The following is a 16,461-nucleotide window of genomic DNA, read 5'->3' as shown; positions in this document are numbered from 1 at the left end:
GCTTTTTGAATGGTGTATTCGTTATTAACGTAATACTTTTTCTTTCTTAGATGCTGTTACTACAGCTTCAATACGACGATTCACTTTATGTGCTTCTGCTGTATTGCTGGTATCCAACAATTTAGTCTCACCAAAACCTTCAGCACTTAATCTGCTAGCATCGATACCGTAGTTGTCGATTAGCAATTGTCTTACAGCTCTGGCGCGTTTAAGAGAAAGAGACATATTGTAATCTGCACGACCTGGCGCAGATGCATGTCCTTCAATTGCTGTATGAGTATCAGGGAAACGATTCAAGAAATCAGCGAATTCTTGGAATTTCGGATCCTTTGGATTCTCAATAACACTACTGTTGTTAGCAAAAGTTACTTTAAGCGTTTCACGAACTTCTACTTCTTCAAAAATACTACAACCAGTCGCATTCACTTTATCAGTTAAAGGTGTGTCGGCACACTCGTCAACATTGTCTAGCACACCATCTTGGTCGCTATCAATTTCTAAACTACAACCTTTCGCACCAACTACCGTTCCTTTTGGTGTATCTGGGCATTTGTCGATGTCATTAGCAACGCCATCCATGTCTTTATCCCAGTTACAACCTGTTGAATCAACGCGAGTTCCAGCAGGCGTGTTTGGACACATATCAACACCGTTTAATACGCCATCACCGTCTAAATCAACATTACAACCTGAACTATCTACTCGTGCGCCAATAGCCGTATTAGGGCACTGATCAAGATTGTCGTTAACACCATCTTGGTCGGCATCACCAGGTGCTTTAGGTGCTGTAGCACCGAACGTATAGGCTAAACCTAATTTTGCGCTTATATCGTTATAAGCTTGTCCAAAATCATGATAAGCCGCAACTTCTGTTACCAACTTAACTTTGTCTGATAAATCCCAGTGCTTACCTAGACCAACGTTCGCCATGCTTCCAGATTGAACCATGTCGATATGTTTAAGACCACCAAAAATGTACATTAGGTCATCTTCCAAGAAGTACATAGCATCAATACCGAAACGAGTCGCTGTATCTTCTAGAAGGTTTGCGTCGCTCTCTAAGCTAACTTTAGCCACTTCTAAACGGCCACCCCAATGCTCACTTTCTCTTACACCAACTTCAGCACCAAAACCTAGTCCAGCATCAAACGATGTAAAATCGAAGAATTTATCTTCATCTGGCTTATATATTTCAGTAAACCCACCGATCCAGTATTTGTCGGTTGTATCGTCAGCAGCGAATGCGTTGCTAGAAATTGCAGCTAAAAGACTTACTGCGATTAATGATTTTTTCATGTTTCCATCCCATGTGTAGTGGTTATCTAAATTAAAAATAGTTTAAATTCAATTATTGTCATTTTTACAAAAGCAATTTGTTTTTTTTACACGTCTTTATCAAGTCCTTGTAGTGTTGCCACTATGTTTCTTTGGGTTCCATGGTCGCGGTGCTCACCGAGGTATATTCCTTGCCATGTACCCAATGCCAGCTTGCCAGAGCTTAACGGAATGCTTACGCTGCTTCCAAAAATACTGGCTTTAATATGTGCTGGCATATCATCGTCACCCTCGTAGTTATGCAAGTAGTATTCCGAACTTTCAGGGATCATACGATTAATGTGAGATTCGAGATCAATTCTTACCGTTGGATCTGCATTTTCATTGATTGTGAGGCTTGCGCTTGTATGTTGAATGAATAAATTCAGCATACCTACCTGTATTTCCCTGATTTCAGGTAGGTTTCGAAGAATTTCTTGAGTGATTAAATGAAATCCTCTTGCCTTGGCATTTATGGTAATTACTTTTTGTATCCACATAGCGACACTATTTGTTGAAACAAATTTCCAAGTAAGCTTTTCCAGCCGTACTAACAAAAGGCATGATGAGTTTGGGACCATCTACCTGATGATTAATCGTATGATTGCGACCAGACACTACTATGGGAGTAGCCATGCCAAAGTCATGTCCTTTTTCGGCTAAAATATTTTTTGCTCCGCCGCACACCATGTTGACAACTTCGCCGACCATGTCCTGAACTTCGTCATCTAAACTCGTTGGCTTTTCGCCAACCATTTTGTACATAAGTTCGATGGCCAACGATTCGTCAAATGTGATCGACAAAGAGCCTTTTAAATCATTCCCAACCATACCAATTAAACCTGAAACATCACCTTGCGCTTTGGAGTCTCGTTTTTTTTGCGGCTTCCCAGGTTTCAATTCAGTTTGTGCCATCGTCAGTAGCACGTTTCTAAGAGAAGAAATAAACGGATTGATGAATTCCACATTCATAGAATATTAAGATCCTTCTAATGCACTGATAAAAATACAATGGTGTCAAACGTGTCCATTGCAATTATAAATTCGAAGCTATTGGCATTGAGCACATATACCATGTGCTTCAATAGTTTGTTTAGAGACTTTAAAACCAACAGAGTTAGCTTGTTTGTCTAAGGTTTCTTTTAACCCTTCTGATTGTATTTCTTTGACCAATCCACACGTATCGCAAATCAAAAATTGCACAGGATGGTTACAATCAAAGTGATGACAAGCTACAAATGCATTGGTTGATTCCAGTCTATGAATCAAACCAAATTCAAGTAAAAAGTCCAAAGTGCGATAAACAGTGGCTGGCTTTGCGCCACTTTCAGTGACCTTAAGCTCATCCAGTAGTTCGTATGCGCCCACTGAACTACTCTTGTTTAATAGTAATTCATACACTTTTTCTCTAAGGCTTGTGAATCTGGCACCTTTAGCTTCACAGTATTCTTTTGCTTTACATAGTTGCGCTTCAGTATTCATTATAGCTACTTATATCCTTTTTAGCCCTGCTTATTCAGGGATTGAAGCAAATGATCTTCCAATTCAAAGCGGGCTTCTAACTGTTGCCCTAGAAATGAAAGCTTGTCGTCAAAGTTCACCAAATCTTTGTCAGATGACGCTTCGGCGAATGCATCATTAAACGCAAGTGCTTCTTCTGTGGTCTCTGAAATGCGGGGATAAATTGAATTTTCAAGGTTTTGTTCAACATTTTGGGATTTAGGATCAGATGCTAATTTGTCGTAAACTTCAAAATGCCCAGTGGAAACGTAATCAACTAAGTTTTCGCAGAAATCCCGTATTTTATCGGTTTCAGGTAAGCCAGATTTTGCTTTTTCAAATGGAGGAAGCCCGGCTAACTGACAATATTGTACTAATAACTTCTGACGTTCTTGTAACCATATATCCACTGATTTATGGTAGCCACTCCACTTTTGTTTAGCGATTTCGACTCTGTCTAGCATTACAAATCCTCACAAGAGAACGTCTTTAATGACCAATAGTATATCACTGGCAATAAAGTAACTAAACTATGCTTTAGTTTATTCGTAAAAATCATTTAGTCACACCATGCTTTTATGTCATAACCTAAATCGTGTTAATATAATTCGATTAAACAGGCTTCAAATTTGCAGTAGATAATTCTTTTATCTGTGTATCTTATAAGAGACATAAGCGTGAGTTATGCTAATAAATATTGATGAAATCGGCGTTAACAGTGAAGTTCATTGGATTATTTTTATGGGGGATAGGGTTGTCGCAAATAAGCAACAACAGGCGTTGCTTAAATCTACATGGCAAGATCTTCCTATCGTCCATCACTATAATGATCAGATTATTTCTTTAGGTGAATACCAAGGAGCTCCTTGTTTGGCTATCGACGTGGGTAACGAGCAACTCGAATTAGAAGAGTTTGAAACCATCAGCCTGCGCGGTATCTATTTAAGTGAAAATTTTCCATTATTTCAAACGGTAGCTCGCGCTTGGCAATGGATTTTGTTTCGCAGAACACACCGTTTTTGTGGGCAATGTGGAAGCACAATGCAGCAAGTTGATTGGGAAATGGCAACACAGTGTTTTAATTGTCATCATCGTTGTTATCCGCGTGTGTCACCGTGCATCATAGTGTCTATCCGTAAAGGCGATAAAATTTTACTTGCCCAAGGAAAGGCACAACGAGAAAGAAAAATATTTTCGACTCTTGCCGGCTTTGTAGAAAGTGGAGAAAGCCTCGAACAAGCGGTGCACCGTGAAGTGTTTGAAGAGGTTGGAATTAAAATAAAGAATATTGAATATTTTGATAGCCAGCCATGGCCATTCCCTCATTCGTTGATGATGGGCTTCATTGCGGAACATGACAGTGGCGAGATAGAAGTTGATGGTGATGAAATTTTAGAAGCGCATTGGTATGAGGCCGACAAATTACCTCTGACACCGCCAACGATTTCAATAGCTGGTCAATTGATTAAAGAAACCCTTAGCAGAATCGCTAATTTACCTACCAGTGAGTTTGATAATAAGACATAAAAAACCCTGCCGAAGCAGGGTTAGAATTTTTAGCGTGAAGGGCTCGTTGTCCGAGCTTCTTAATTGTTATTATTCTTAAAACAGTAGTTTTATACCAAACACTAATAACATAAAGCAAGAATTAATTTTAATATTTGTTATAAAAAAACAAATAAACCGATAAATATACCAAGCAGAGCGCTTTTTTACTAAACTATGCCGCAATTTTGATAATGGCCCATTGCTTACTCGTTAATGGTAAATGGCGCTATTTCAGCTCAACACTTTTAAAACGGATAAATCATGCAGTTAAAAAACGATCGCTATATTCGCGCTTTGCTACGTCAACCTGTCGACACAACACCAGTTTGGATGATGCGACAAGCAGGGCGCTATTTGCCAGAGTATAAAGCAACGCGAGCTGAAGCGGGCGATTTTATGTCACTGTGTAAAAATGCTGAACTGGCCTGTGAAGTCACTTTACAACCGTTAAGACGTTTTGATTTAGATGCCGCAATTTTGTTTTCAGATATATTAACAATTCCAGATGCGATGGGCCTAGGCTTGTATTTTGAAACAGGTGAGGGACCCAAATTTAAACATGCGCTGTCATCGAAAGCACAAATAGAGGCATTGCCAATTCCTGATCCGGAAGATGAATTGGGTTACGTAATGAATGCGGTGCGTACCATTCGTCGCAATTTAAAAGGTGAAGTACCACTAATCGGATTCTCCGGTAGCCCTTGGACTTTGGCCACCTATATGGTTGAAGGTGGCGCGAGTAAAGCATTTACCAAAATTAAAAAGATGGCTTATGCAGATCCTAACGCATTACATTTATTACTCGATAAACTTGCTGATTCTGTTATCGCTTATCTGAATGCACAAATTAAGGCTGGTGCACAATCAGTGATGGTATTTGATACTTGGGGAGGCGTGCTTACGCCAAGAGATTATCAATTATTTTCGTTGCAATACATGCATAAAATTGTAGATGGTCTGATTCGCGAACATGACGGTCAAAGAGTTCCTGTGACACTGTTTACCAAAAACGGTGGCGCTTGGTTAGAAAAAATCGCGGATACCGGATGTGACGGCGTTGGACTTGATTGGACCATCGATATCGCTGAAGCGAAACGTCGAGTGGGTGACCGTGTTGCGCTGCAAGGTAATATGGATCCTTCCATTTTGTATGCACCTGCGGCAAGAATTGAAGACGAAGTCAAAACAATACTTGCGGGATTTGGTAACGGAACAGGACATGTATTTAATCTAGGTCACGGCATTCATCTTGATGTTCCACCTGAAAATGCAGGTGTGTTTGTCGAAGCTGTGCATAAATTCAGTAAACAATATCACCAAGAATAAGTATCGTGAAAAGTCCTTTGCTTCTCATTGTTAGTGCAGTTTTATTTTTTGCCGCTGGTTACTGGTTTGGTAGTTATCAAACTGATGATAGCCCCACAAAAGAAATCTCTAAGTTGATTATTGAAGTGGATAGCGATGAAAAACTGCCAGCTTTGCCTGATGTTTCTGAAAATGCAGAAACATCGCAAGACATTGAAATAGAGATTGTCTCGACAAAGGACCTTTCAGAAGAAACCTTGTCTGATCTGAATAAAACGCACCCACTTGCTGAGCTAGGTGATGCTTTTCAACAGTCGAAACATGCTAGAACTCAAACAGACAAGAAAAAACGAGAGTTTGAACAGAGTTTCTCTGCTAACGATGCTAATTTAACCGCACAGAATCAAATCAGCGATTTTTTAGCACTACATAAAAATGCAGATCTTATCGAACTTCACCAACTTGATTGTGACAATAGCCGTTGCCAACTGATTGGTGAGTATGCAGGTGAACATCAAGAGTGGGGTAAAGTAATTTCAGCTATGCGTGAAATGGACTGGTGGGATTACTCAGGTACGTCTTCGTCATCTACCAGTAAAAACGGGAAAACCTATTTCCATGTATTTTTGGATCAATAGTGGCCTGTAATTAGGCGTCTCGAGGAAGCCCTTTTTCGACACTTCTAATTAGGCGTTTAGTTAGCCTTTGTTCATTATTTGGGGGCGTATTCAACTGTTTATTTAGTTGTTGTTCAATCGCCCATTGAATGTGTTCTGCAACCATTTCGCTGGTGTTTTGCAATTTGGATTTCAACGTACTTAAAATGTTGGTATCAAAGTCAGCGTTGCCTAACGCAATAGCGATATTTCTTTGCCACTTCTGATAGCCAATTCGTCTGATAGCTGAACCTTCAGTATTTGCCAGAAATTCATTCTCATCCCAAGCAAACAGCACGAGCAAGTCTTGACTCTTAATTGCCACTCTTGCATAGAAATCCTTTTCTTGGGTTAAATGTGCGTAACGGTTCCAAGGGCAAATGAGCTGGCAATCATCACAACCATAAATGCGATTTCCCATCGCTGTCCTGAATTGTTCAGGAATGACGCCATCATGTTCGATGGTTAAATAAGAAATACATCGTCTAGCGTCAACAACATAAGGTTCAACAATAGCCTGAGTTGGACAAATGGTTAAACAAGCTGTGCAACTGCCACAATCATTTTGAATGGGTTGGTCTATTGGTAACGGGATATTGACGAACAACTCACCTAAGAAGAACCAGGATCCAGCCTCCTTATTCAAGGTTAGAGAATGCTTTCCGGTCCAGCCGATTCCCGCTTTTTCGGCCACAGCGTGTTCTAATACTGGCGCTGAGTCGACAAAAGGTCGAAATTCTAATTCGGCAAAATGTTGCTGAATTTTCTCTCCTAATTTTTTCAGTCTATTGCGCAACAATTTATGATAATCACGACCCACCGCATAACGACTGATGTAAGCTGTACCTGATTGCTTTAGATCGCGCGCGAAACTTGCGTCTGGTGGCAAATAATCCATTCTGACACTGATTAGACGCAGCGTACCGGGTAGCAATTGCGCCGGATCTGCACGCTTTTCTTGATTCCGTTCAAAAAACTGCATATTGCCGTTGTAACCCTTTTCAAGCCAACTTTTTAGGTACTTCTGATGTTGCGATAAATCGGTGTCTGCTATACCTACTTGCTGAAAACCTAGCGCTTTGCCCCACTCCTTGATATTTTTAGCCAATTCGTCCAGAAAAAGTGGAGATAATTGTGTCACGACGGTCCTTAAAAGCAGAATTGTTGGAGCAAAGGTTATCACAAAATCTGTTTACAGCGCAGTGTGTTAAAGAGGGGGAAGCAGAAGCGGCCAAACAGCTTTCTATTCCTTTGTTTGATGTGATGCAACTTGCTGGGAAAAAGCTGTTTCAATGGGTAACCGAGCACTTTGAGCATACAGCCAATATTTTAGTGGCAGTCGGTACGGGTAATAATGGTGGTGATGGATACATTGCAGCCCGATTGCTTTTAGAGCATGGCTATAACGTGCGTCTGGCATCCATCGATCCAACTCGCACGTTAAACGGTGACGCGGCACAGGCCCTTTCCATGTGGATATCAGCTGGCGGTGAAGTGGCGACATTGAAATTGTCTGAGTTAAATCAGGCTGATTTAATCGTTGACGGATTATTGGGAACTGGCCTCAAGGGGCCCGTTAAGTCAAGCTATGGTTCAATAATCAAAACCATTAATCAAACTAGCGCACATGTCTTAAGCATTGATATTCCATCGGGGTTAGACGCAGATTCCGGTGCCATCCTCGACGTATGTATCGAAGCTGATACGACTATTACTTTTGTAGGTATAAAAACAGGATTAGTGACAGGGTTTGGCAGGCAAATAAGTGGGGAGCTGATTTTTGAGCCACTGAATATAGGGGAAAGATTTAACCAAATAACGGAACCAGCGGCACGCTTAATCGCTCATGCTGACTTTGCTCCGCTTTTGCAAAGAGCGCAAAATAGTCACAAAGGTAACAATGGAAAGTTACTTTGTATCGGTGGAAATAACGGCATGGCAGGCGCGATTCGTCTATGTGCAGAAGCTGCTTTACGAAGCGGGACCGGATTAGTCAAAGTCTTTTGTCATCCCAATTCAACTGCGGCAATAATGCACGGTAGAGCAGAGCTGATGGTGACGAGTGAAGATTTATCACAATTGTTAGAATGGGCTGATTGTGTTGTTTTTGGTCCCGGAGTTGGGCAAGACTCCTGGAGCCTAGAAATATTTAGTCAGTTATTTACTTACATCAGCCATCACGATAAACCATTGATAATTGATGCAGATGGATTAAATTTATTAAGTAAACAACCGCGTAAATTAGCATTATCGTTTTTAATAATGTCTCCACATAGTGCAGAAGCGGCCAGATTGTTAAACACCGATGTTGATTCGGTGGAAAGAGATCGTTATGCAGCAGCATCAGCTTTAGCGGAGACTTATGCTGCAAGTTGCATTTTAAAAGGAGCAGGTAGTATCGTGCATAATTCTCAAGGTGCTTTTGTGTGTGCGAACGGTAATCCGGGGATGTCTACAGCAGGAATGGGAGATGTGTTAACTGGTATTTTGGGTTCGTTGGCTGCACAAGGGATGTCAGCCGCTGATACCAGTTTGTATGGTACTTGTGTGCATTCGGCTGCAGCCGATTTAGTGGCAGAAAACTATGGTCAACGTGGTATGATCGCCAGCGATTTATTTGACTATTTAAGACGACTTGTTAACTAACCATGAAATATACTCAGTTTTTGCCTGATGAGGCAGCTACATTAAGTATTGCAGCTCAAATTGCAAAATTAACTACACAAAATTTAGTCATTTACCTTGAAGGTGATCTTGGCGCCGGAAAAACCTCATTTAGCCGCGGTTTTTTGCAGGGTTTAGGACATGTTGGCAATGTGAAAAGCCCTACCTACACCTTAGTTGAACCCTATGAAGTGTCACCGTGGCGAATTTTTCATTTTGATTTATATCGGTTATCTGATCCTGAAGAATTAGAATACATGGGGATCAGAGATTATTTTGCAGACGACTGTATTTGCTTAATTGAATGGCCCGATAAAGGCGCTGGCCTATTGGCAACAGCTGATTTAGAGATTAGTATAGAATTTGAAACTAGTGGAAGGCGCATCCACATTGTCCCGCTTAGTGACATTGGGCGGCAAATTGTTGAGATATTACAAAAATAATAATGATGAATAGTGTATCAAGGCTTCTGGTTCAATTATGGTGTGGCATCGCGATGCTGCTCGTGAGCCATTTTTGTCTCGCACAAAATGCGATTGAAGCACTACGCTTATGGCCTTCTCCAGATAATACTCGGGTGGTTTTAGATCTCACCGATGAGCCAGAGTATTCATATTTCACTCTTTCAAACCCAGAACGTTTGGTAATCGATCTAGCCAATACAAAAGGTGAAATAGACTTTTCAAAATTCGTAAAACCCACAGATTTAGTCAAAAAAGTACGTTATAGCACGGCAAAAAGTGATTCTTCAGTGCGTGTGGTGTTAGAACTCAGCCGTAAATTAAATGCAGAGATTTTTGCATTGCCGCCAACTCCACCTTATAAAAACCGTTTAGTTATCGATTTAAGTGATAAATCAGAATCGACTCAACAAGTCATAATGAGTTCAGAAAACTCAACGCGTGACAGAGATATCATTATCGCTATCGATGCAGGACATGGTGGCGAAGATCCCGGCTCCATAGGACGCGGTGGTACTTACGAAAAAAATATCACACTAAGTGTGAGTAGCCGTCTGGCTAAACTGATTAATGCAGAGCCAGGCTTACGTGCAATTATGACTCGTACCGGTGATTATTATATATCGCCTAACAACCGGCCTGACATTGCCCGTAAGAATAAAGCAGATTTGTTTATTTCGATTCACGCAGATGCGTTTACCACACCTCAGCCCAAAGGGGCATCGGTATGGGTTTTGTCCATGGGCAGAGCAAATTCTGAATTAGGACGTTGGATGGAACGAACTGAACGTCATTCTGAGTTATTAGGTGGGGCAGCAGAGGTCATTCAGGATACGGCCAGTGAACGCTATTTGGCGAAAGCGCTATTGGATATGTCCATGGATCATTCTTTAACTACCAGTTATGACATTAGTAAAATGGTAATTTCTGAATTGAAACAAGTAACCAGTTTACATAAAAAATTACCTCAGGCAGCGAGCTTGGCAGTTTTGACCTCACCTGATATCCCTTCAATCTTGGTGGAAGTTGGCTTTATTTCTAACCCCAATGAAGAAAAAAACCTCAATTGGAGTAAACATCGTCAAAAATTAGCGGCTTCGGTATTTTCCGCTATAAAACAGCATTTTCGAAAACTCCCGCCAGATGGTACGCTATGGGCAAATAATGCGCGGTCTGAAAAACGCACTCACAAAGTTAGAAGCGGTGAATCTCTGTCGTTGCTAGCTCAACGCTATAATGTGCGGATTAGTGCTATAAAAGAAGCGAATAATATGCGCAGCGATACCGTCAGAATAGGACAAGTGTTAACGATTCCGAGTACCTGAATCAGGCTTTTTCCTGCCCAAATTTATTAAAGGTTATTTGTGCCAATTCAAATTCTATCCCCCCAACTTGCTAACCAGATAGCTGCTGGTGAAGTAGTAGAAAGGCCCGCATCTGTGGTCAAAGAGCTAGTTGAAAACTGCCTAGATGCCGATGCCAACACCATCGACATTGAGATTGAAAAAGGCGGGCATAAACGAATTTATATTCGCGATAATGGCAAAGGAATTCATCATCAAGAATTAGAACTGGCATTGAGTCGTCACGCGACCAGCAAAATATCTAAACTAGATGATTTGGAAAATATTTGCAGCCTCGGGTTTCGAGGTGAAGCTCTCGCGAGTATCAGTTCTGTGTCACGATTAACCCTTACCTCAAAACCCGCTTCTCAGCAGCAAGCTTGGCAGGCTTGTGCAGAAGGACGGGATATGCAGGTAACAATACAACCCAGCGCACACCCAGACGGCACCAGTATCGATGTACTCGACCTATTTTTTAATACGCCGGCAAGACGAAAATTTCTACGTGCAGAAAAAACCGAATTTAGTCATATTGATGAAGTGATAAGACGCATCGCTTTGAGCCGCTTTGACGTCACTATTAATCTTAAACACAACAGTAAAGGGGTGCGAAAATACCCAGCTATAAAAGACAGTCAATCGCAAATTAAGCGTATTGCTGCCGTTTGCGGTCATGAATTTGCGGATAAAGCCATCGCAATTAATAGCGAATATGAAGGTATTCAATTGACCGGTTGGCTAAGCCCTGCCGGTGAAGGGCGCGGGCAAAATGACTTACAATATGTGTATGTTAATGGCCGAGTCATGAAAGATAAGTTAATTAACCACGCGATAAGACAAGCTTACGAAGGTTTGATTGAAACTAATTCACATCCCGCGTTTGTTCTCTTTTTAACGATGGACCCCATGCAGGTCGATGTTAACGTTCATCCAGCCAAACATGAAGTGAGATTTCATCAAGCACGTTTAGTACATGATGTGATATTTCGCTCGGTATCAAAGGCGTTATCAGAATCTTTCAGCGAATACGCAGAAGATACAGCGCAAGTAGAGCAAACACGCTTACAAGAAGTTGAACCTAGCCATCAATATATTCGCCCATTGACGACGAATGTCAGCCCACAATCTCAACAAACACCACAGGCTTATTCCACCACAACTGGCAGAGAGAGTCAGCGTGAAAAAGCCTTTAACTATACAGCGCCTCGCCCCTCGAAAACGGGGGCACAAAACTATACACACTTGATGTCTACGAAAAAAACAGAAGTTGGTAGTCAAGATGGAGTTAGCATTGTTCAGATAAATGCAAATCGTGTTCTAATTAGATATGCCGATGAGTTTTTTTATTGTAATTCAGTCAGTTTAGCGGCTAAAAAACTGCAAACTGAACGTGCATTAAACCAATCGGTGATGCAGCCTTTGTTAATGCCTATTTCGCTTTCGTTCGAACAGGTAAAACTCAAAATCGATGACTTGCTGTTAACTACAATGCGTTCGTGCTTGATTGAATTGGCGGTGGTCAATCAACGTTTATTGCTAAAACAAGTGCCTTCTGGCACACGTGCAATGGATTGGACTAGTATCCTTCTGGCATTTTTTGATGAATTGGCTATCGATATCGCTAAGCAATCAAGTAAAACGTTAGAAAATACACTCAGTGACAATCGAAAGCGGGAAATATGCGATTTGTTCTATTTTGTATTGGCTAAACATCAAATTAGTCGGGTTGAAGACCAAGATTCTGGACTAAATTATCTGTCCCAATGGCTTCACGAACAAAATAATATAGAAGATGTACTAAACTCTTGTGGAACATCTGTTCCTCTCTCTAGTTGGCTGACACAATTTGATGAATAAACAACACCCAGAAAACTTACCTCCAGCCATCTTTTTGATGGGGCCAACTGCTTCCGGTAAGACTGATTTGGCATTAGAAATAAGTAAAAAGCTGCCTTGCGAAATAATTAGTGTCGATTCTGCACTCATTTATCGGGGGATGGATATTGGTACTGCGAAACCAAGTGTCGAAGAATTAAGCCAAGTTCCCCATCGACTTATTGATATTATCGACCCCATCGAGTCCTATTCTGTGGCGAATTTTCGGGTCGATGCGTTAAAAGCAATGCAAGAAATTACGCAAAATGGAAAGATTCCTTTACTAGTTGGCGGCACGATGTTGTATTTTAAAAGCTTAGTTGATGGACTTTCAAACCTGCCTGCCGCTAATAGTGAAGTAAGAGAAAAATTACAAAATGAAGCGGTAAACATTGGCTGGAGTGAGCTACATAAGCGACTCGAAGAGGTGGATCCAGTCTCCGCTGCTCGAATACATCCTAATGATCCACAACGACTCTTGCGAGCTTTGGAAGTATTTGAAATAAGTGGAAAAACTATGACCGAATTAACAGCAGAGAAAACAAATTCTCTACCTTATTCGGTAAAAGAATTTGCCCTAATGCCTAGTGATCGGGGTATACTGCATAAACGCATTGAACAGCGTTTTTTGCGTATGCTTGATAATGGGTTTCAGCACGAAGTAGAAGGTTTAAAAGCGCGAGGTGACTTGCATCTTGACTTGCCTTCTATGCGCTGTGTCGGTTATCGTCAAATGTGGCAGTATTTGGATGGCGAATTTGGTTACGACGAGATGGTATTTAAAGGCATCGCCGCAACCAGACAGCTGGCAAAAAGACAAATTACGTGGCTACGAGGTTGGAAAAACGTAACATTTTTAGATGGTCTTGAAAAAGACAATTTGACTACCATATTGAATGTCAGCAATACTGTGAGTTAATAGGCAGCTATACAGCCCCACGTTTTACTGTATAATTTGTATCTAAGATGAAAATCATAATAAAAAGAAAAGGATAAGGAATAGTGATGGCAAAGGGGCAATCTTTACAAGACCCGTTTTTGAATGCGTTAAGAAAGGAACGTATTCCTGTCTCAATTTATTTAGTCAACGGAATTAAATTACAAGGTCAGGTGGAATCGTTTGACCAGTTTGTAATTCTGTTAAAAAACACTGTTAGTCAGATGGTATACAAGCATGCCATTTCAACTGTTGTGCCTTCTCGGGCCATTAATATGTCAACCGGCGCACAACCTGACTCTGATAACGGTGAATAAAACCTTATAGGAGAAAAGCTTGTTTGACCGTTACGAAGCAGGCGAGCAGGCTGTTTTAGTTCATATCGATTTTTCTGATGATTCGAGCAAAGAAGATCTGCAAGAATTGCAAATGCTAGTTTCATCTGCCGGTGTTAATGCTGTGGAAGTTATAACGGCTTCTCGTCAAGCGCCACATCCAAAATATTTTACCGGAAGTGGAAAAGCAGAAGAAATTGCTAACGCTGTGCGTACTTGCAACGCAGACGTTGTTATATTCAATCATCCACTGTCACCTTCCCAAGAGCGAAACCTAGAAGCATTGTGTAAATGCCGAGTGCTAGATCGCACAGGATTAATTCTGGATATCTTTGCGCAACGCGCACGAACTCACGAAGGGAAATTACAGGTTGAGCTGGCTCAATTGCGGCATATATCCACACGATTGATTCGCGGCTGGACTCACCTAGAAAGACAAAAAGGCGGCATTGGTTTGCGCGGACCAGGTGAAACCCAGTTGGAAACCGATAGACGGTTATTACGGGTCCGAATCAAAAGTATTCTCAGACGTCTAGAAAAAGTCCAGAAGCAACGTGAACAAGGGCGCCGAGCGCGTAAACGCGCGGAAATGCCAACAATTTCATTGGTCGGTTATACGAATGCTGGCAAATCAACTCTGTTTAACACTATCACTGATGCTGGCGTGTACGCTGCTGACCAATTGTTCGCAACACTAGACCCTACTTTAAGAAAGATTCAATTGCAGGATGTAGGGCAAGCCATTTTGGCTGACACCGTAGGCTTTATTCGACATTTACCACACGATTTGGTGGCTGCTTTTAAAGCGACGTTACAAGAAACTCAGGAAGCGGATTTGCTGTTGCACGTTGTGGATTATTCGGATGAGCAATATATGGATAACATCGACCAAGTAAATGATGTTTTAGAAGAGATAGATGCGTCTGAAATCCAACAATTAATGATTTGTAACAAAATTGACAGAATGGAAGGTGTAGAGCCACGAATTGACCGCGACGAAGAAGGCGTTCCTATTCGTGTATGGATCTCTGCGCAGCAAAACCAAGGCATTGATTTATTATTTAATGCCCTCACTGAATGTTTATCACAAAGCATTGTGCAATTTACATTACGCATTCCGCCTAAAGAAGGTAAACTGCGAGGCGCACTATTTCGTATGAATTGTATTTCAGCTGAATCCTATGCTGAAGATGGTGATTGGCTGGTAGATGTCAGAATGCCAACGAGCGATTGGAACCGACTGGAAAAGAGATCAGAAATTGATTTGTCTAGTCTGGTAGTAAAACACTAATAAATATAAATAAGCTAACATTTGATGGAAGTATCAGGTTGGCGTAGTTTTAGACTTAACCTAACGGAGAGTGAAGATGGCTTGGAATGAGCCCGGTGGAAAGAACAACGACCCCTGGAAAAACAAAGGGGGACGTGATCAAGGTCCACCTGATTTGGATGATATATTTAAAAACCTATTTGGCAAATTTAGCAAAGGTGGCGGTGGTGACGGTTCGTCTGGTGGTAAAAGCCTAGGCGGAATGGGCATAACTGTTATTCTCGTATTGTTAGCTGTCGTTTGGGTTATTAGTGGTTTCTATACCATTCGAGAAGCTGAGCGTGGGGTGGTATTACGTTTTGGTGAATTTAGTCAATTTGTTGAGCCAGGGTTACGCTGGAAGCCAACTTTTGTAGATGAAGTTATTCCCGTTGATGTGCAGTCCATTTCATCTATGTCATCAGAAGGCAGTATGCTAACTGAAGATGAAAACGTCGTGAGCGTTGAGATGGAAGTACAGTATCGAATCGTTGAACCATACAAGTACCGTTTTGCTGTTACTAATCCTGAACAAAGTTTAAGTCAGGCGTTAAATAGTGCAATTCGCTATGTAGTAGGGCACTCCAAGATGGATGACATATTGACTCGTGGTCGTGAAGCTGCCCGTCAACAAGTATGGCAGGAGCTTGAAGGAATCATCAATCCTTATGATATGGGTATTTCAATAGTTGATATTAACTTTAAAGATGCTCGTCCACCGGATGCCGTGCGTGCAGCATTTGATGATGCAATCGCAGCTCAAGAAGATGAACAACGTTTTATTCGTGAAGCAGAAGCCTATTCTCGTGAAATTGAACCGCGCGCACGTGGTCAGGTGAATAGAATGGCCGAAGAAGCACAAGCGTATAAAGAACGAGTAACTTTAGAAGCACGAGGTGAAATCGCGCGCTTTGAGGAATTATTGCCACAATACAATGCAGCACCAGAAGTGACTCGCCAACGTATTTATTTAGAAACTATGGAACAAGTCTATCAAAACACCACTAAGATCATGATAGATAATAAAGGATCGGGCAATATGATGTATTTGCCTCTAGATAAAATTCTAGAGAACCAAAGTAATCAATTACCAAGAGCTAACTCACGCAGCACGTTAGAAGGATTACAACAAAACAATATTTCTACTTCGCAGAGCAATAACTCTACACCTTCTACCTTGCGTAGCGACAGAAACAGACAGGGGAGAAACTAAT

General features: G+C 41.3%; 17 protein-coding genes. 11 read left to right on the top strand and 6 right to left on the bottom strand.

What is annotated here, in order from left to right; translation table 11 throughout:
- Positions 1-24: 24 nt before the first annotated feature.
- From GLIP_RS04860 to GLIP_RS04840, 5 genes are all read right to left on the bottom strand, one after another.
- Complete coding sequence (locus GLIP_RS04860) at positions 25-1,296, bottom strand: OmpA family protein (protein ID WP_008843470.1); 1,272 nt, start codon at positions 1,294-1,296, stop codon at positions 25-27.
- An 86-nt stretch (positions 1,297-1,382) separates the two neighbouring features.
- Complete coding sequence (locus GLIP_RS04855) at positions 1,383-1,814, bottom strand: secondary thiamine-phosphate synthase enzyme YjbQ (RefSeq protein ID WP_040521890.1); 432 nt, start codon at positions 1,812-1,814, stop codon at positions 1,383-1,385.
- A 7-nt stretch (positions 1,815-1,821) separates the two neighbouring features.
- Positions 1,822-2,286 (bottom strand): chemotaxis protein CheX, encoded by a 465-nt coding sequence (locus GLIP_RS04850; protein WP_008843468.1) that lies wholly within the window; start codon positions 2,284-2,286, stop codon positions 1,822-1,824.
- A gap of 78 nt (positions 2,287-2,364) precedes the next feature.
- Complete coding sequence (locus tag GLIP_RS04845) at positions 2,365-2,796, bottom strand: transcriptional repressor (protein WP_008843467.1); 432 nt, start codon at positions 2,794-2,796, stop codon at positions 2,365-2,367.
- A gap of 20 nt (positions 2,797-2,816) precedes the next feature.
- Entirely contained in the window at positions 2,817-3,278 is a 462-nt protein-coding gene (locus GLIP_RS04840; protein ID WP_008843466.1) for an Rsd/AlgQ family anti-sigma factor, read from the bottom strand.
- 220 nt (positions 3,279-3,498) lie between these two features.
- Here GLIP_RS04840 and nudC point away from each other — a divergent pair, with 220 nt between their 5' ends.
- The 3 genes from nudC to GLIP_RS04825 all read left to right on the top strand — a co-directional run bounded on the left by nudC (position 3,499) and on the right by GLIP_RS04825 (position 6,305).
- A complete protein-coding gene (gene nudC, locus GLIP_RS04835; protein WP_008843465.1) occupies positions 3,499-4,341 on the top strand; it encodes an NAD(+) diphosphatase in 843 nt (280 codons plus the stop codon).
- Between the two features lie 279 nt (positions 4,342-4,620).
- Complete coding sequence (gene hemE, locus GLIP_RS04830) at positions 4,621-5,688, top strand: uroporphyrinogen decarboxylase (protein WP_040521887.1); 1,068 nt, start codon at positions 4,621-4,623, stop codon at positions 5,686-5,688.
- Between the two features lie 5 nt (positions 5,689-5,693).
- A complete protein-coding gene (locus tag GLIP_RS04825) occupies positions 5,694-6,305 on the top strand; it encodes a hypothetical protein (protein WP_008843463.1) in 612 nt (203 codons plus the stop codon).
- A gap of 10 nt (positions 6,306-6,315) precedes the next feature.
- Here GLIP_RS04825 and queG read toward each other — a convergent pair whose 3' ends face one another.
- On the bottom strand, positions 6,316-7,464 hold the full coding sequence (queG, locus tag GLIP_RS04820) for a tRNA epoxyqueuosine(34) reductase QueG (RefSeq protein ID WP_008843462.1): 1,149 nt from the start codon (positions 7,462-7,464) through the stop codon (positions 6,316-6,318).
- On the opposite strand from queG, the gene GLIP_RS04815 reads away from it, so the two are divergent.
- The 8 genes from GLIP_RS04815 to hflK all read left to right on the top strand — a co-directional run bounded on the left by GLIP_RS04815 (position 7,458) and on the right by hflK (position 16,460).
- Positions 7,458-8,969, top strand: coding sequence for a bifunctional ADP-dependent NAD(P)H-hydrate dehydratase/NAD(P)H-hydrate epimerase (locus tag GLIP_RS04815; protein WP_040521885.1), 1,512 nt, complete (start codon positions 7,458-7,460; stop codon positions 8,967-8,969). The genes queG and GLIP_RS04815 overlap by 7 nt on opposite strands.
- 2 nt (positions 8,970-8,971) lie before the next feature.
- The gene (gene tsaE / locus GLIP_RS04810; protein WP_008843460.1) at positions 8,972-9,430 is read left to right on the top strand and encodes a tRNA (adenosine(37)-N6)-threonylcarbamoyltransferase complex ATPase subunit type 1 TsaE; all 459 of its coding nucleotides are present in this window, start codon (positions 8,972-8,974) and stop codon (positions 9,428-9,430) included.
- A 53-nt stretch (positions 9,431-9,483) separates the two neighbouring features.
- Positions 9,484-10,773, top strand: a complete 1,290-nt coding sequence (locus tag GLIP_RS04805) for an N-acetylmuramoyl-L-alanine amidase (protein WP_008843459.1) — start codon at positions 9,484-9,486, stop codon at positions 10,771-10,773.
- A gap of 39 nt (positions 10,774-10,812) precedes the next feature.
- The gene (mutL, locus tag GLIP_RS21305) at positions 10,813-12,648 is read left to right on the top strand and encodes a DNA mismatch repair endonuclease MutL (RefSeq protein ID WP_008843458.1); all 1,836 of its coding nucleotides are present in this window, start codon (positions 10,813-10,815) and stop codon (positions 12,646-12,648) included.
- Positions 12,641-13,585: a tRNA (adenosine(37)-N6)-dimethylallyltransferase MiaA gene (miaA, locus tag GLIP_RS04795; protein WP_008843457.1), complete on the top strand. Its 945-nt coding sequence runs from the start codon at positions 12,641-12,643 to the stop codon at positions 13,583-13,585. The genes mutL and miaA overlap by 8 nt, the downstream gene beginning before the upstream one ends.
- Positions 13,586-13,671: 86 nt before the next feature.
- Positions 13,672-13,920 carry an RNA chaperone Hfq gene (gene hfq / locus GLIP_RS04790; RefSeq protein WP_008843456.1) on the top strand — a complete coding sequence of 83 codons (249 nt, stop codon included), beginning with the start codon at positions 13,672-13,674 and terminating at the stop codon, positions 13,918-13,920.
- Positions 13,921-13,939: 19 nt separating this feature from the next.
- The gene (gene hflX, locus GLIP_RS04785) at positions 13,940-15,229 is read left to right on the top strand and encodes a ribosome rescue GTPase HflX (protein ID WP_008843455.1); all 1,290 of its coding nucleotides are present in this window, start codon (positions 13,940-13,942) and stop codon (positions 15,227-15,229) included.
- Between the two features lie 76 nt (positions 15,230-15,305).
- Positions 15,306-16,460: an FtsH protease activity modulator HflK gene (hflK, locus tag GLIP_RS04780; RefSeq protein ID WP_008843454.1), complete on the top strand. Its 1,155-nt coding sequence runs from the start codon at positions 15,306-15,308 to the stop codon at positions 16,458-16,460.
- Position 16,461: the final 1 nt, after the last annotated feature.

Origin of the sequence: Aliiglaciecola lipolytica E3, from assembly GCF_000314975.1 — a bacterium.
GTDB classification, from domain to species: Bacteria; Pseudomonadota; Gammaproteobacteria; order Enterobacterales; family Alteromonadaceae; genus Aliiglaciecola; species Aliiglaciecola lipolytica.
Note: the sequence above shows the minus strand (reverse complement) of the source record. Positions and strands in the feature narration are given on the sequence as shown.

Coding starts and splice junctions, on each gene's coding strand:
- hflK (WP_008843454.1), top strand. CDS start 15,306: ATGGCTTGGAATGAGCCCGGTGGAAAGAACAACGACCCCTGGAAAAAC.
- hfq (WP_008843456.1), top strand. CDS start 13,672: ATGGCAAAGGGGCAATCTTTACAAGACCCGTTTTTGAATGCGTTAAGA.
- nudC (WP_008843465.1), top strand. CDS start 3,499: ATGCTAATAAATATTGATGAAATCGGCGTTAACAGTGAAGTTCATTGG.
- tsaE (WP_008843460.1), top strand. CDS start 8,972: ATGAAATATACTCAGTTTTTGCCTGATGAGGCAGCTACATTAAGTATT.
- GLIP_RS04855 (WP_040521890.1), bottom strand. CDS start 1,814: ATGTGGATACAAAAAGTAATTACCATAAATGCCAAGGCAAGAGGATTT.
- miaA (WP_008843457.1), top strand. CDS start 12,641: ATGAATAAACAACACCCAGAAAACTTACCTCCAGCCATCTTTTTGATG.
- GLIP_RS04840 (WP_008843466.1), bottom strand. CDS start 3,278: ATGCTAGACAGAGTCGAAATCGCTAAACAAAAGTGGAGTGGCTACCAT.
- GLIP_RS04805 (WP_008843459.1), top strand. CDS start 9,484: ATGCTGCTCGTGAGCCATTTTTGTCTCGCACAAAATGCGATTGAAGCA.
- GLIP_RS04860 (WP_008843470.1), bottom strand. CDS start 1,296: ATGAAAAAATCATTAATCGCAGTAAGTCTTTTAGCTGCAATTTCTAGC.
- GLIP_RS04845 (WP_008843467.1), bottom strand. CDS start 2,796: ATGAATACTGAAGCGCAACTATGTAAAGCAAAAGAATACTGTGAAGCT.
- GLIP_RS04850 (WP_008843468.1), bottom strand. CDS start 2,286: ATGAATGTGGAATTCATCAATCCGTTTATTTCTTCTCTTAGAAACGTG.